15 protein-coding genes and 1 tRNA gene are annotated in these 15,148 nt (G+C 56.7%); 8 read left to right on the top strand and 8 right to left on the bottom strand.

What is annotated here, in order from left to right:
* Positions 1 to 4 precede the first annotated feature (4 nt).
* The gene (gene lexA, locus AC2FIS_RS03690) at positions 5 to 703 is read left to right on the top strand and encodes a transcriptional repressor LexA (protein ID WP_058271750.1); all 699 of its coding nucleotides are present in this window, start codon (positions 5 to 7) and stop codon (positions 701 to 703) included.
* Here lexA and AC2FIS_RS03695 read toward each other — a convergent pair.
* On the bottom strand, positions 700 to 2,742 hold the full coding sequence (locus tag AC2FIS_RS03695; RefSeq protein WP_496771997.1) for a ComEC/Rec2 family competence protein: 2,043 nt from the start codon (positions 2,740 to 2,742) through the stop codon (positions 700 to 702). The genes lexA and AC2FIS_RS03695 overlap by 4 nt on opposite strands.
* A gap of 78 nt (positions 2,743 to 2,820) precedes the next feature.
* Between AC2FIS_RS03695 and gltX the strand changes: the two genes are divergently transcribed.
* The gene (gltX, locus tag AC2FIS_RS03700; protein ID WP_496772108.1) at positions 2,821 to 4,221 is read left to right on the top strand and encodes a glutamate--tRNA ligase; all 1,401 of its coding nucleotides are present in this window, start codon (positions 2,821 to 2,823) and stop codon (positions 4,219 to 4,221) included.
* A gap of 121 nt (positions 4,222 to 4,342) precedes the next feature.
* The gene (gltA, locus tag AC2FIS_RS03705; RefSeq protein WP_113790181.1) at positions 4,343 to 5,638 is read left to right on the top strand and encodes a citrate synthase; all 1,296 of its coding nucleotides are present in this window, start codon (positions 4,343 to 4,345) and stop codon (positions 5,636 to 5,638) included.
* A 54-nt stretch (positions 5,639 to 5,692) separates the two neighbouring features.
* Here gltA and AC2FIS_RS03710 read toward each other — a convergent pair whose 3' ends face one another.
* On the bottom strand, positions 5,693 to 6,757 hold the full coding sequence (locus tag AC2FIS_RS03710; protein ID WP_496771998.1) for a PA0069 family radical SAM protein: 1,065 nt from the start codon (positions 6,755 to 6,757) through the stop codon (positions 5,693 to 5,695).
* A gap of 300 nt (positions 6,758 to 7,057) precedes the next feature.
* On the opposite strand from AC2FIS_RS03710, the gene AC2FIS_RS03715 reads away from it, so the two are divergent.
* From AC2FIS_RS03715 to AC2FIS_RS03725, 3 genes are all read left to right on the top strand, one after another.
* On the top strand, positions 7,058 to 7,756 hold the full coding sequence (locus tag AC2FIS_RS03715; RefSeq protein ID WP_496771999.1) for a corrinoid protein: 699 nt from the start codon (positions 7,058 to 7,060) through the stop codon (positions 7,754 to 7,756).
* Positions 7,757 to 7,913: 157 nt separating this feature from the next.
* Positions 7,914 to 8,948 carry a Hint domain-containing protein gene (locus AC2FIS_RS03720; RefSeq protein WP_496772000.1) on the top strand — a complete coding sequence of 345 codons (1,035 nt, stop codon included), beginning with the start codon at positions 7,914 to 7,916 and terminating at the stop codon, positions 8,946 to 8,948.
* Between the two features lie 75 nt (positions 8,949 to 9,023).
* Complete coding sequence (locus AC2FIS_RS03725) at positions 9,024 to 9,692, top strand: DUF1638 domain-containing protein (protein WP_496772001.1); 669 nt, start codon at positions 9,024 to 9,026, stop codon at positions 9,690 to 9,692.
* A 3-nt stretch (positions 9,693 to 9,695) separates the two neighbouring features.
* On the opposite strand, the gene AC2FIS_RS03730 is transcribed toward AC2FIS_RS03725, so the two are convergent.
* Complete coding sequence (locus AC2FIS_RS03730; RefSeq protein WP_496772002.1) at positions 9,696 to 10,106, bottom strand: SufE family protein; 411 nt, start codon at positions 10,104 to 10,106, stop codon at positions 9,696 to 9,698.
* Between the two features lie 139 nt (positions 10,107 to 10,245).
* On the opposite strand from AC2FIS_RS03730, the gene AC2FIS_RS03735 reads away from it, so the two are divergent.
* A complete protein-coding gene (locus tag AC2FIS_RS03735) occupies positions 10,246 to 10,770 on the top strand; it encodes a hypothetical protein (RefSeq protein ID WP_496772003.1) in 525 nt (174 codons plus the stop codon).
* Between the two features lie 6 nt (positions 10,771 to 10,776).
* On the opposite strand, the gene rnd is transcribed toward AC2FIS_RS03735, so the two are convergent.
* The 3 genes from rnd to purM all read right to left on the bottom strand — a co-directional run bounded on the left by rnd (position 10,777) and on the right by purM (position 13,690).
* Positions 10,777 to 11,934: a ribonuclease D gene (gene rnd / locus AC2FIS_RS03740; protein ID WP_496772004.1), complete on the bottom strand. Its 1,158-nt coding sequence runs from the start codon at positions 11,932 to 11,934 to the stop codon at positions 10,777 to 10,779.
* Between the two features lie 116 nt (positions 11,935 to 12,050).
* Positions 12,051 to 12,647, bottom strand: coding sequence for a phosphoribosylglycinamide formyltransferase (gene purN / locus AC2FIS_RS03745; RefSeq protein WP_496772005.1), 597 nt, complete (start codon positions 12,645 to 12,647; stop codon positions 12,051 to 12,053).
* A complete protein-coding gene (gene purM, locus AC2FIS_RS03750; RefSeq protein WP_496772109.1) occupies positions 12,644 to 13,690 on the bottom strand; it encodes a phosphoribosylformylglycinamidine cyclo-ligase in 1,047 nt (348 codons plus the stop codon). The genes purN and purM overlap by 4 nt, the downstream gene beginning before the upstream one ends.
* Before the next feature lie 107 nt (positions 13,691 to 13,797).
* Between purM and AC2FIS_RS03755 the strand changes: the two genes are divergently transcribed.
* A tRNA-Ile gene (locus AC2FIS_RS03755) sits at positions 13,798 to 13,874 on the top strand.
* A 484-nt stretch (positions 13,875 to 14,358) separates the two neighbouring features.
* On the opposite strand, the gene AC2FIS_RS03760 is transcribed toward AC2FIS_RS03755, so the two are convergent.
* Entirely contained in the window at positions 14,359 to 14,529 is a 171-nt protein-coding gene (locus tag AC2FIS_RS03760; RefSeq protein WP_158507028.1) for a hypothetical protein, read from the bottom strand.
* Between the two features lie 255 nt (positions 14,530 to 14,784).
* Positions 14,785 to 15,045, bottom strand: coding sequence for a hypothetical protein (locus AC2FIS_RS03765; protein ID WP_058271760.1), 261 nt, complete (start codon positions 15,043 to 15,045; stop codon positions 14,785 to 14,787).
* Between the last annotated feature and the right edge of the window lie 103 nt (positions 15,046 to 15,148).

The following is a 15,148-nucleotide window of genomic DNA, read 5'->3' on the forward strand; positions in this document are numbered from 1 at the left end:
AGCAATGTTGACCAAGAAGCAGTTGGATTTGTTGGAATTCATTCACAAACGCGTTCAGGCGGACGGTGTTCCGCCCAGTTTCGATGAAATGAAGGCCGCGCTGGACCTCAGGTCCAAATCTGGCATCCACAGATTGATTACGGCACTAGAGGAACGCGGGTTCATTCGGCGTCTGGCGCACCGTGCGCGGGCCATCGAAATCGTCAAACTGCCGGAAAGTCTGGGTGGAGAACCCACAGTGGCCTTCAAGCCGCGTGTGATCGAGGGCGACAAGCCGTCCGGCCCCCGCCCCGCGAATTTTGAGCCGGTGACCGTGGATGCGATGGAATTGCCCGTTATGGGCCGCATCGCCGCCGGTGTTCCTATCGAAGCGATCAGCCACGTCTCGCACCGCGTCGCGGTACCCGGAACAATGGTTTCCGGAAAAGGAGAGCACTACGCGCTGGAAGTGCGGGGCGACTCGATGATCGACGCGGGTATCAACGATGGCGACGTGGTGGTAATCCGGGAAACCTCGGTTGCCGATAACGGCGATATCGTTGTTGCCCTTGTCGAAGATCAGGAAGCCACATTGAAGCGGTTCTTCCGCCGCGGGCAGGCTATCGCGCTTGAGGCTGCGAACCCCGCCTATGAAACCCGCGTTCTGCCGGAAGATAAGGTCAAGGTGCAGGGTCGTCTGGTTGGACTGATCCGCAGCTACTAAAACTGCTTGGTATCCCGGTTCCCGGATGTGTTCGGGGACCAGAGCCTATCGCCCATTGCCTCTTTAGACGTTGTGATCTTACCACCCGACAGCGACAGACTTCCCGTTGCCAGCAGCCGTTTCGGATCGAAGACTTCACAGCCGCCGGACAGTTGCAGCGCCACTGCAGAAATCACGATCTGATCGGTATTGCAGACACTGAACCCGCGCGCCGCGCGTTTGCCTGTAACGTGCAACACCTCTTTGCCCTGCCAGTCATACCGTTGAATGGTGCCGGAATCATGCGGCCAACGGCTGGCCGCCTGCAGCTGATCTGCCCCGTCCCCATCATTTTCCAGCCAAACGGTTGCGACAAACCCGCTTCCTTTTTCCTTACTCAAGGCGCGACCTTGTTCGGTCATTACGCCCACAAGACCGCCGCTATCCGCAACTAGAATTTCAGGGCGATTCCCCTGCCCCCAAAGCATCAACGCCACGGCCATTGGTGCCATTCCAACCCATCGGGCCCGTCCTTGCCACAGCGCAAGCCACAGGCCGCCAAGCGCAATTAGCGGCAGGACAGGGTTCGGCGGGCTGACAACATATCCTTGCGCGCCGTCAAATCCCGATACCCATTGAGAAACCGCAAGAATCCACTCTAAACCCAGCCCCATCACTGCCAGCGGCACCATCTCAAGGCCAAATGGCGACAGCAGTGCTGCCACCACGGCCGAGGGGACGACAACCATGCCCATGACCGGCACCGAAAGCATGTTGGCCAGAAGGCCATAGTGAGACAATGTGTTGAAGTGCGCCGCACCAATTGGCGCGGTTGCAAACCCCGCGATAGCCGAGGACATCAGCAGGCCCGCAACAGGTTTCAGCCACTTTGGCCCCGGTATCGGTCCAATGTCACGCAACGCTCCGAACACCGCCACAAGCGCTGTCGTTGCGGCAAATGACATTTGAAACCCCGGGCTAAGCAAGGATTCGGGGCGCAGAATGAGTACGATAAGTGCGGCGACCGCAACGGCCCGTAGGGAAATCGCGCGTCTGTCGATCAATATGGCCATCAGCATGACACTTGCCATGACAAAGGCGCGTTCCGTGGCGACGTTTCCACCAGACAGCAACAAGTAGATCGTGGCCGCGACCATCGCACATACAGCCGCCATTTTGCGCACAGGCAATCTGAGGGCCAGCGCAGGAATGGTCGAGAACAAAAGCCTGCACATCAAATAGACGAACCCGGTCAGCAAGCCCATGTGCAGGCCCGAAATTGCCAACAGATGCGCCAGGTTCGATGCGCGCAGTGACTTTAGAGTTTCTTGCCCCATACCGCTGCGATCACCCGTTGTGACAGCGGCCGCAAACCCGCCGATCTCACCCGGCAGGATCGTGCGGACATGGTGGGAAATCGCCATTCGCCATGCTGTAATGCGGATGCCTTCGGGCTGCGGGGGCGCAGCGATCAGCACCGGGACACGGGTGTATCCCACGGCCCCCAGCCGTTGAAACCACGCGTGACGCCGAAAGTCGAACCCACCCGGTTCCACCGGGCCTTGCGGGGGCGACAAATGGGCAGTGGTCATGATCCTTTGGCCGGGCACAAGCGACCGTGCGCCTCCGTGCAAGGAAAGCCGGACGCGCTGAGGCCGCCGGTCACCGGGTACATCCCCTATGCGCACCCGATCCAGCGTAATCCGCAGCGCATCCGACGCAGAGCGATCCATGGCTACGACCCGCCCCTCGACCGGACCGTAATAGCGCCATGACAGGACCGGCTCTGCTACCGTATGGGCGCGCGCACCTGCCAGGATGAAGCCGGCAGCGATCAGCGCCCCCCCTGTTGTCAACGTAGCCCAGCCAGACGGCAGCCTGCGCGCCACGCCCAGGCAAATGGCAATCACGGCCACGAGGCTTTCGTAAACCATCCAGCCCGGTTCAAACCGCAGGCTGAAATACAGACCAATACCGACTGCCAGACACACCGGAGACCACTGAAACAAATACCCTGTCTGGTTCAGCAATGCGGCCTCGACCCGTGCCAGAACACGCATGGTTGCCCCCGTCCTTCCGGCTCGTTAGACAGGCGCCAATCTATGCCCGACACGGTTACCAAAAGGTTAATCCACACAATGTCCGATCAGGTCGTCACTCGTTTCGCTCCGTCCCCAACCGGTTTCCTGCATATCGGCGGCGCCCGTACGGCGCTGTTCAATTGGCTCTATGCCCGCGGCCGTGGCGGCAAGTTCCTGTTGCGGATCGAAGACACCGACCGCGAGCGTTCGACCCCAGAAGCAACGACTGCGATCCTGCAAGGCATGGAGTGGCTGGGCCTGGATCACGACGGCGATGTGATCAGCCAGTTCGACGGTGCCGCGCGTCACGCCGAGGTAGCACATCAGTTGCTGGCCGAGGGCAAAGCGTACAAGTGCTTTTCAACGCAGGAAGAGATCACGGCATTTCGCGAACAAGCGCGGGCCGAGGGGAAATCGACCCTGTTCCGCAGTCCTTGGCGCGATGCAGATACGTCCTCCCATCCGGACGCTTCGTTTGCGATCCGCATCAAGGCCCCGCAGGATGGCTCCACAGTTATCCGCGATCAGGTTCAGGGTGACGTGACCATTCGCAACGATCAGTTGGACGACATGATCCTGCTGCGGTCGGACGGCACTCCGGTCTACATGCTTGCAGTTGTGGTCGACGATCACGACATGGGCGTGACCCATGTAATCCGTGGCGACGACCACCTGAACAACGCCGCGCGGCAGATGATGATCTATGAGGCGATGGGCTGGGACGTTCCAGTATGGGCGCATATCCCTCTGATCCACGGGCCGGATGGTAAAAAGCTGTCCAAACGCCATGGTGCTTTGGGCGCGCAGGAATATCAGGCCATGGGTTACCCCGCGGCTGGCATGCGCAACTATTTGGCGCGCCTGGGCTGGAGCCACGGTGATGACGAGTTCTTTTCGGACGCACAGGCCAAAGAGTGGTTCGATCTTGCCGGAATCGGCAAAAGCCCTGCCCGTTTCGACCTGAAAAAGCTGGAAAATCTGTGTGGACAGCACATCGCCATCGCGGATGATGCTGCATTGCGGCAAGAGATCGAGGCCTATCTGGCGGCGGCGAATTTGCCTGACCTCACGGAAACACAATCTGGTGATTTGGAACGTGCGATGTATTGCCTCAAGGATCGCGCGCGGATGTTCCCGGAACTTCTTGAAAAAGCTCACTTTGTATTGGCATCACGGCCAATTGAACCCGATGAAAAGGCTGCGAAAGTGCTGGCCTCAGTATCCGATGGTATACTGAGTGAATTGACGCCGCACGTGCAAAATGCTAGCTGGACGCGAAACGAACTGGAGCAAACCCTAAATTCGTTTGCAGAAGCGAAAGAGGTTAAGTTCGGCAAACTGGCGGGCCCGTTGCGGGCCGTGTTGGCAGGTCGGGCAGTGACGCCTTCAGTTTTTGACATGATGCTTGTGCTGGGGAAGGAAGAAACCCTGGCCCGGCTTTCTGACGCAGCGACGTAAACCCAATCTTCATATTTGGGTAACGCTGCTCCGCTAACACCCGGACTGCGCGCCCGCGCGCAGCCGTTGCCCGCAAGGTCGGACAGCGATTCGACATGCGTAAGAATGAGGAAGGGACACTATGACCGACAGCAATAAAACAGCCACTCTGACAGTCCATGGTGAAACGTACGAGTTGCCGGTTCATTCTCCGACCGCTGGACCTGACGTCATCGACATCCGCAAGCTGTACAGCGATGCCGGAGTGTTCACCTACGACCCCGGTTTTACGTCGACCGCAAGCTGTGACAGCACAATCACCTACATCGATGGCGAAAAAGGCGAGCTGCTGCACCGTGGCTATCCGATCGACCAGCTGGCCGGAAAATCGCATTTCCTAGAAGTCTGCTATCTGCTGCTGTACGGAGAGCTGCCGCAAGCCAAAGACCTTGAGCAGTTTGAAACCACCATCACGCGCCACACCATGCTGCACGAACAGATGCAGTATTTCTATCGTGGCTTCCGTCGGGATGCGCATCCGATGGCGATTATGGTGGGTGTCGTTGGTGCAATGTCGGCGTTCTATCACGACTCGACCGACGTATCTGATCCGCATCAGCGCGAGGTCGCCTCGCATCGTCTGATCGCCAAGATGCCGACGATCGCCGCATGGGCCTATAAGTACCACATCGGCCAGCCCTTCGTTTATCCGCGTAACGATCTGGACTATGCGTCCAATTTCCTGCGCATGTGCTTTGCAGTTCCCGCCGAAGAATATGAGGTAAACCCGATCCTTAGCCGTGCGATGGACCGGATCCTGACTTTGCACGCGGATCACGAACAAAACGCGTCGACCTCGACCGTGCGTCTTGCCTCGTCATCGGGCGCAAACCCGTTCGCGTGCATCGCGGCTGGTGTTGCTTGCCTTTGGGGCCCTTCCCACGGCGGTGCCAACCAGGCGTGTCTGGAGATGTTGGAAGAGATCGGTTCCGTCGATCGCATCCCCGAATACATCGCACGAGCCAAGGACAAGAACGATCCGTTCCGCCTGATGGGCTTTGGCCACCGGGTCTACAAAAACTTCGACCCGCGCGCGAAAGTTATGAAGCAGTCCGCAGACGAAGTACTGGATCTGCTGGGCATCGAAGACAATCCGAAACTGCAGGTTGCCAAGGCACTGGAAAAGCAAGCGCTGGAAGATCCGTATTTTTCCGACAAGAAATTGTTCCCGAACGTGGACTTCTACTCGGGCATCATCCTAGAGGCGATGGGTTTCCCCACTTCAATGTTCACACCGATCTTCGCACTGTCGCGCACTGTTGGCTGGGTCAGCCAGTGGAAAGAGATGATCGCTGATCCTCAGAACAAGATCGGCCGTCCTCGTCAGCTGTATCTCGGCGAAACGACCCGCGATTACGTGGACATCGAAAACCGTTGATTGCCGGTTACAATTTCGAAACGCCTCGGACCCCTGTCCGGGGCGTTTTTTGTTTTAGAATAACGTCAGTTGATCCCCGGCCTGCGCGGGCCTTGAAAACAGATCACATCGGAGCGGCGGTGTTTTAGTGGCCAGCCCCAAACGTTTGGCCGCGAGCTTGAACCGCTTGGCCACCAGCCCGGCATACTCTCCCTCACCTCGCATGCGGTGCCCCCAGCGCGGGTCATAGTCACGACCACCGTGCATTTCGCGCAGTTTGGACATGACTTTTTCGGCCCGCGCCGGCTCATGCTGCTGCAACCAGGATTGCCACAGCTCAGAAACTTCGCGCGGAAGGCGCAGCATGATCCAGGTTGCGGAATCGGCGCCCGCGTCTTGCCCGGCTTCCAGCATGGTTTCCAATTCATGATCCGTCAGACCCGGTATCAAGGGGGATGTCATGACGCGCACTGGCACGCCTGCATCGGTCAGCCGTCGGATCGTTGCCAACCGTCGCACAGGGGATGGCGCGCGTGGTTCCATCCGTCGAGACAAGCCTGGGTCCAAAGTTGTCAACGAAATGCCGACCCGAACCAGCCCAACCTGCGCCATAGGGGCAAGAATATCCAAGTCCCGCTCGACCATCGCACCTTTGGTCACGATTGCGACCGGGTGCTGGAACTCTTGCAAGACCTGCAGGCAAGCCCGTGTGATTTGGTGGTGTTTCTCAACCGGCTGATACGGGTCGGTGTTTGTCCCCATCGCAATGGTCGCCACTTTGTACCGGGCCGAGGACAGTTCTTTCCTCAGAACCTCGGCCGCGTTAGGCCGCGCAATCAACCGGGTTTCAAAATCCAATCCCGGTGACAACCCCAGATATGCATGTGTCGGGCGGGCAAAACAGTACACGCACCCATGCTCGCATCCCCGATACGGGTTGATTGAGCGGTCGAACGGCAGATCGGGCGATCGGTTGTAGGTGACCACACTGCGCGCAACCTCTTCCCGGACCTCGGTTCTGAGCTGGGGAAGCTCTTCTTCCATCTCCCAGCCATCGTCGCAGGTCTCGGTCGAAAAGCGTTCGAATCTGCCTGAGTCATTACTGGCCACGCCGCGGGCCTTTATGTTGAGTGCAGGCATATTTGTTCCCGTTACGTTCTCACCTAAGAATCAATAAACCCTGAATCGCCATGCGACAAGGAAAACTGCGCGAACCGCCCTATTCGCCTCCGATCCTGGGCGCCTGGTTTTTCCCCGTTTGTGAACAGATTGCAGGATGTTGTTGCAGATAATTCCATCGTGATCGCAAACAATTTGACGTATAGGTCGGTCCCGGAACCGCCAAGGTCGCAATCGTAACAGTCTAACTGCGACGAAATGGCCAAAACGGAAAAAATGCCACCACGGGCCGATGGCCCGCCCAGCACAGGGAAATGCCCCATGTCCGATGAAGAAGACATCGTCCTGTCCGAACTCAACGACGACGAACTTGTCGAACAGATGTTCGACGATCTTTATGACGGCCTGAAAGAAGAGATCGAGGAAGCTGTGAACATCCTGCTTGAACGCGGATGGACACCATATGACATCCTGACCAAAGCATTGGTCGGTGGCATGACCATCGTGGGTCACGATTTCCGCGACGGCATCCTGTTCGTGCCCGAGGTTTTGCTGGCCGCCAACGCGATGAAGGGTGGGATGACGATCCTCAAGCCGCTTCTCGCCGAAACCGGCGCACCGCGTGTCGGCAAGATGGTGATCGGGACCGTCAAAGGCGACATCCATGATATCGGCAAAAACCTGGTGTCGATGATGATGGAAGGGGCCGGTTTTGAGGTCGTGGATATCGGCATCAACAACCCGGTCGAAAACTACTTGGAAGCCCTGGATTCCGAACAGCCAGACATTCTCGGCATGTCGGCCCTGTTGACCACTACGATGCCCTACATGAAAGTGGTCATCGACACGCTGATCGAACAGGGACGGCGTGAAGATTACATCGTACTGGTTGGCGGCGCCCCTCTGAACGAGGAATTCGGCAAGGCCATCGGCGCAGATGCCTATTGCCGTGACGCGGCGGTAGCGGTGGAAACTGCCAAAGACTTTGTGTCCCGCAAGCACAACCAACTGGCCAGTTGATCCAGGTAACACGGAAATGATCAAGGCCGCCCTTTCCGGGGCGGCTTTTTTGTCTTCAACTGCTTGATAAGCAGTACAGGTTTTATTACCTGTCAATTGTGATTGTGCGAATCTGTTGTAACGCACGTGTTGTTAACGAGTACATATTGGGTGTGTTATGCCTACGACGTTTAATGCTATTTTTCTTGGCCAACTTAGTATCATTGACCCCACTGAGGGCAACAATACAGCAGAAAACGCAGACGCCCTTGTCGGGCAAACTTTTGGCGGACCCGGCGATCCCCTTCTAAACAATGCGGTTGTATGGAGCCCTGTCGGAAATCCGGGCCAAACCTACCAAAATGATGGGACTGTCGACCTCGATGATTTCACAATCGACGGTCAACAAACTGAATTTGACGCGGCCGTCGAATATAATGCCACGATCACATATGTCGACGGCACCACAGCCAACATAACCGCTGTTATTGCCCAAGATGTATTCGGCAACACCTTTCTGGTGCCTGAATTTTCAAACAATACGGATCAGGCCGCACTAGAAGACCAAGGCATTAGATCTATTACTTTGAACAGTGTCAGAACCGATGATGCGTCGGGACTAAACTCGAATCGACAAGAATGGGACATCGCCAGATGTTTCACGACCGGCACTTTGATCAAGACAGATCGCGGTCTGGTCAAGGTCGAGAACCTGCGCGTGGGCGACAGGATTCCAACGCTGGATCATGGGTTGCAAACGCTGCGCTGGGTCGGGTCGCAAACCGCGCGCGCCTCGGGGGTGTTTACGCCTGTGTTGATCAAGGCGGGTGCGCTTGGCAATGATCGCGATCTCTTGGTCTCACAACAGCACAGGATGCTGATCAGCGACTGGCGGGTCGAGCTGCATACGGGCCACGCCGAGGCGCTGGCGCCTGCCAAGCACTTGGTGAATGGCCGCGATATCGTAATGAAGCCCGGCGGTCTTGTGACCTATTATCACCTGATGTTCGATCAGCATGAACTGATCTGGGGCGAAGGTTGCCTGAGCGAGAGCTTTCACCCCGGAATCCAGGCGTGGAACAGTTTTGAGCGTGAAACACGGCAAGAGATTCTGTCGCTGTTTCCCAACCTGGCCAGCCACGGGATCACCGCTTATGGTCCCCCTGCCCGCCCGTCGCTTCAATCTTTTGAAACGCGTGCGTCGGTGGCCTGACACGGGATGTCGGAAGCGGGCTTGCCTTGATCCGGCATTCATTCTTTGATGCTGCAATCCTTCAGGGAATTGACGATGCAGCAGAACAACACACCGGATGACGCAAGCCTGACGACAAAAGGCTATACCGAAGACACTCGGCAAGGCGGCATACTGCTGTTGGCATGCGGTGCACTGGCGCGCGAAATCCTGCATCTGAAAAAGCGCAACGGCTGGGCTCATATGACCCTGACTTGCTTGCCCGCCATCCTGCACGTCCACCCCGAACGGATTACGCAGGCTGTGGAAGAAGCTGTTGCCAAGCACCGCGGTAACTTTGACCAGATCTTCGTCGTCTATGCCGATTGTGGCACCGGCGGCCTATTGCAGAAGGCCTGCAAAGAGATGGGCATCGAGATGATCAAAGGCCCGCATTGCTATTCCTTTTTTGAAGGAAATCAAGTCTTTGAAGACCATGGCGATGATGAAACAACAGCCTTCTACCTGACGGATTTTCTGGCCCGCCAGTTCGATGCCTTTGTGTGGAAACCGCTGGGTCTGGACCGCCACCCCCAGCTGCGGGACATGTATTTCGGGAACTATACCAAGCTTGTCTATCAAGCCCAGACAGACGACCCTGACCTGACTGCCCGCGCACAGGAATGCGCCGAACGGATGGGTTTGACGTTCGAACGCCGCTTCACCGGCTATGGGGATCTGGAAACCACCCTGACCGAGTGGGCCGCCCGCAAGCCGACGGCCTAATCGTCAGGCGTTTTCCTGTGCGACTTCGCGGATACGCTCGATCATCGACCGCAAACCGTTAGAGCGTTGTGCGGACAGGTGATCGTTCAGCCCAAGGCGCGCCAACTCGCCGCCCGAGTCGACCTTTGGGACTTCGCCAACAGGCAGGCCATTGTACAAAGACCGCAACACCGCGATCAGCCCCCGCACGATCAGCGCGTCGCTGTCGCCGTCGAACCGAAAAACGCCGCCGTCGATCACGGGATGTAACCACACCTGACTGGCGCAGCCATGCACCTTGGTGGCTGGAACTTTTAGCGCATCCTCCAGCGGCTCCATAGCCTTGCCCTGATCGATGACGTGGCGATACCGGTCTTCCCAGTCATCCAGAAACTCAAAATCCTCGACGATTTCCTCAAAGGCGGGCGTTGCCATTTCGCAGCGGTCCTTTTTGTTGCGATCACATTTGTGACCTATGCCTCTGTTGGGCACCTGTCCAGCCCCGGTGTGGGTTTTCAATCTTTGGAATTTACGATAACCCATTGCTGAAAATACTTCTCTGGGCTTTGGGACCATGAAAAAATCAACACCTCTTCTATTGGTCAGCACTCTGGCACTGGCCGCCTGCAGCGGCTGGAGCGAGTCGCGCGTGAACCCGACCAATTGGTTCGGGTCCAGTACGCCCGCCCCTACTGAAGTATCCGTAAACGAAGCTGATGCTCTGGTGCCCCAAGGGCGTGACGGCCCGGGTCTGTTTTCGCGACCTGAAAAGGAAGTGATCGGCTTTGCCATAACCAAGGTAGATGAGCTACGCATCGACCCCACGTCTACCGGGGCAATCATCTATGTCAAAGGTACGGCCTCAAGACAGGGCGCCTATAATGCGCGCCTTGTCCGCGTGGAAAGCGAAGAGAACGAAAAGAACGGCATTCTGGAATACACGTTCGAAGTCAGCTACCCAAGCTACGCGACCAATCTGGGCTCCGAAAGATCGCGTGAGGTCAATGATGCCACAACGGTTGGCCGAGACGATCTGAGAAACATCCGTCTGGTTCGCGTTCGCGGCGAACAGAATACATTGGAATCCAGGCGGCGCTAAACGCCGCTAAAGCGACACGACTTGTACGGATTGCCCCTTGGCGGCCAGAGCGATCTTGCCGTCACACAGTTTCAGGGCATCTTCGCCAAACACCTCAAAACGCCAGCCTGACATCGAAGGCAGCTTGCGCTCGCCCGCAGCCAACTGGTCCAGTTCAGAACTGGTTGCGATCAGCTTAGCCGCCACGCCCGAGCTTTCGGTTTTGGACTTGAGCAACACGCGCAGCAGATCGGCAAGCGCCGGGTTGATCTTTAGCTTGTCACGGCTGTTATCGACCTGCGGCAATTGATCGGCAGGGCAGTTTACCCCCCGTTTCACCGACGCCAGAATACCATCGGCAATCGCGCCTTTGCGCGCCTCACGCAGCAGCAAGCGCGAACCGCCAAGATCCGATGGCGTTTTCGGCTTGGTCGAGGCAAGCTCGATAAGCGCGTCATCTTTGAACACACGGCTGCGTGGAACATTGTTTTCCTGCGCATAAGCTTCGCGAAACTGCGCTAGCTCGCGCACGACAGCCAGGAACTTGGCCGAATTCGTCCGGGTTTTCACCCGCTTCCATGCATCTTGGGGACGGATATCGTAGGTTCCGGGCTGCGTCAGGGTGCGCAACTCTTCGGATACCCAATGACTACGCTGCGACTTGTTCAACTGGGCCGCCAGATATTCGTAGATCTGGCGTAAATGCGTAACATCTGCCAAGGCGTAGGTCTTTTGCGCATCTGTCAGTGGCCGACGTGACCAATCGGTAAAACGTGAGGTTTTGTCGACGCCTTCCTTGCAGATCTTGCGCACCAAAGTCTCGTATCCCACCTGCTCACCAAAGCCACAGACCATCGCGGCGACCTGGGTGTCGAACAGAGGTTGCGGGAATACGGACGCCTCGACCCAGAAAATCTCAAGATCCTGTCGCGCGGCGTGGAACACTTTGACCACGTTTTCATCGCGAAACAGGTCATAAAGCGGGTCCAGAGACAGGCCATCAGCCAATGGGTCCACCAGAACGGCGCTGCCTTCATCATCAGATGGAACCGCAAGCTGCACCAAACAGAGTTTTGAATAGTAAGTCCGTTCGCGCAGAAACTCGGTATCTACGGTGACATAGTCATAATCCGCCGCGGCCTTGCAGAAATCGGCCAGCTCTTGCGTCGTCGTCAGGGTTTTCATGCGCGGTACTGTTCTTGCTCTTGTTCTGTGCGGCTGATTGTCTGTTTCATTCCGTACCCAGCCGTATTGCGGACCATAGGATGAATTTGACGCGCGTGTAAATCACCCTGAGACGTTCAGGGCAGCAACACCGGAGTCCGATCCCCACTGGCGTAACGGCGCAACACTGCGGGGTAGAGTTTGTGTTCCCACACCAGCACCCGGGCGGCCAATGCCTCGGACGTATCACCCGGTTCAATATCCACTCGCGCCTGCCCAAGGATCGGTCCGTCATCCAAAGCTGCGGTGACTTCGTGGACCGAACATCCATGTTCGGCATCCCCGGCTTCAATAGCGCGCGCGTGGGTATTGAGACCCTTGTATTTCGGCAGAAGCGAAGGGTGGATATTCAGCATCCGCCCCTGAAAGCGCGAAACGAAATCACCGGTCAGAACGCGCATGAACCCTGCAAGGCAAACGATATCGGGTTGCGCCTCTTCCAGCGGTTTCAGCAACTCGGCCTCAAACGCGGCGCGGTCACCCTTGAACGGTCTGTGATCCACCGACGCGGTTGGAATGCCACGCTCTGCCGCCTTTGTCAGCCCACCCGCGCTCGCATCATTGGACAGAACCAGGCTGGGCCGCGCAGGGTGATCGCCGGTCATGCTGTCGACCAGCGACACCATGTTCGACCCCCCACCAGAGATCAGAATTGCGACGCGCTTATGGCTCACAACAGGGTGCCCGAATAGGCCATGCCCACTGTCCCGGTCACAGTGCCGATCCGCGCAACCGTTTCGCCCGCGTCGGCCAGCAACGCCGCCAGATCATCTGCGCGATCCGCTTCACACGCGACGATCATGCCAATGCCGCAGTTGAAGGTTTTCAGCATCTCGGCCTCGACGATCCCACCGGTTTCGGCCATCCAGCGGAATACAGGCGGCAGGTCCCAAGCATTCAGGTCAATCTCGGCGCCCAGCCCCTCGGGCAACACGCGCGGCAGGTTTTCGGTCAGGCCACCGCCAGTGATATGAGCCAGTGCATGAACGCCCCCTGCCCGGATCGCCTGCAACGCAGGTTTCACATACAGACGCGTTGGGGTCAGCAGCGCCTCACCCAGAGAACCGTCGCTGAACGGGGATGCTGCATCCCAGTCAAGGCCCGAAATTTCGACAAGTTTCCGAACCAGCGAGTAGCCGTTGGAATGCACACCGTTCGACGCCAGCCCCAAAAGCACGTCGCCGTCCTGAACGCCGGCCGGCAGATGCGCATCGCGCTCCATCGCACCGACCGAGAACCCGGCCAGATCGAAATCGCCATCCGGGTACATGCCTGGCATTTCCGCGGTTTCACCGCCGATCAAAGCGCATCCAGATTGAACACAGCCTTCAGCAATGCCTTCGATAATCCGTGCGGCTGTGTCGGTATCCAGTTTACCGGTCGCAAAGTAATCCAGGAAAAACAGCGGCTCAGCACCCTGACAGATCAGGTCGTTGACGCACATGGCGACTAGGTCGATGCCCACGCCGTCGACAACACCGGTATCAATGGCAATGCGCAGCTTGGTGCCCACTCCGTCGGTCGCCCCAACCAGAATCGGGTCCTGGTACCCAGCGGCCTTCAGATCGAACAGAGCGCCAAATCCGCCCAGCCCGCTCATCACGCCCGAGCGGTTGGTGCGTTTTGCGGCCGGCTTGATCCGGTCGACAAGGGCATTCCCCGCATCAATATCAACGCCTGCATCGGCATAGGTGATTCCGTTCTTGCCCGTGGTCATGGCCAGCCCCTTATGAATGGTTCCCGCGCGGGTTATTCGATTGTGCGACTTGTTGCAACGGTCAGGCTTGACGCGGCTGTTCACCATGGTACTCAAAGCGCTCAGGCGGGCCTGTAGCTCAATTGGTTAGAGCAGAGCGCTCATAACGCTTTGGTTGCGGGTTCAAGTCCTGCCGGGCCTACCACCGTCTACTTGTTCATTGTTATCAGTTACAGATGCTTGCCAGACCAGCAATGCATGGTGTTTCTACTGTCCTGCTCAAACATAAGATGCATTCTTCTAAATCTGCAGGATTGCCCAGTAACTCTGAGCCTTATTCAAACCCCTAGAGTTCGGAGTCCCCGCTCAAGCGGAAGTGCCATTTGGTACATTCAAGAGAACTGACACATCCGCATACTATACATTTGGATACATCACCTATTCGAATGGGTTTTTGGCTATCCCATTTCCATTTAGTGAAACTTGTAAATTCATGTTTTTATGATCTTGCACGTCCCATACATGTGCATCCCAGCCTCCGACCAGCACCCAGTAGGAGGAAATTAACCGGCTTCGCGACCCCTCCGCTCACTCGGACCGCGAAGCTGGTTTTTTTTGTGCCGTTTTTTGTTTGTAAAGAGCTTTCAAAGACAAAGCGCAACAGCAGAACCGCCAAATGAAGCCCAAGCTTACTTTGGAGGTTCTCCGAAGTATCCACCAAAGTATCCGACCATCGCACCCAAAACACCAACTACGATGACAATCGAGATCAATGCGCCACTGCTTTTTGAGTAATATCCAAGCGTCACGAGCCCGACGACAAATATACCAACCAAGAAATACAATACAGTGTTGTCCATACCTAAACCTTTGCCGCAAAAGACGTTCTGTAACGTTACGATAGAAATGCGCCTTAAGTCTAATGGGGGAGTTACACCCCATTGGGCACCAGGGTAGCCACTCGTTCCCGCTCCAAAAAAACCGCGTTGTTCGGTGGGAAACCGTTACAAACAACGCGGGAGGCAGTTGGGGTAGTGAAGGCGATACGGAGCGGGTCAAGAATTGGACCAAAAAACCCCGGGTAAAGCCGTTCGGTCTAATATGAGGAGGTAACTTTACGCTTCAGGATCTGTCGCTTCAGCCTTTTGAAAAACTGCCAAAGTGACAAACAACCCGCCGATCAGCAGCAAATGGCCCAATGCGGTTACACCGAAAACAAAATAGCTACCAACCATCAGCGAGAAGATTGCGCTCCACATCCATGCCAACATCTGCATCAGCATGTGTGCTGTGGATAGAGAGTATTTTTTTAGTGGGTTTTTCGTTTCATCCATTACCGATACCCACGATGATTTAACGTCGAAACTATTGGTCATGACTTCCTCCCATTCTAAAGGTTGTACGGGGTGATCGGTGCTTTAGACCAAAGAAAATCTTGCGCGCCGCTTGTGGCTGCGACACAAATCATGAATTCCGGTC

The organism is Ruegeria sp. CDSB113 (assembly GCF_059611045.1).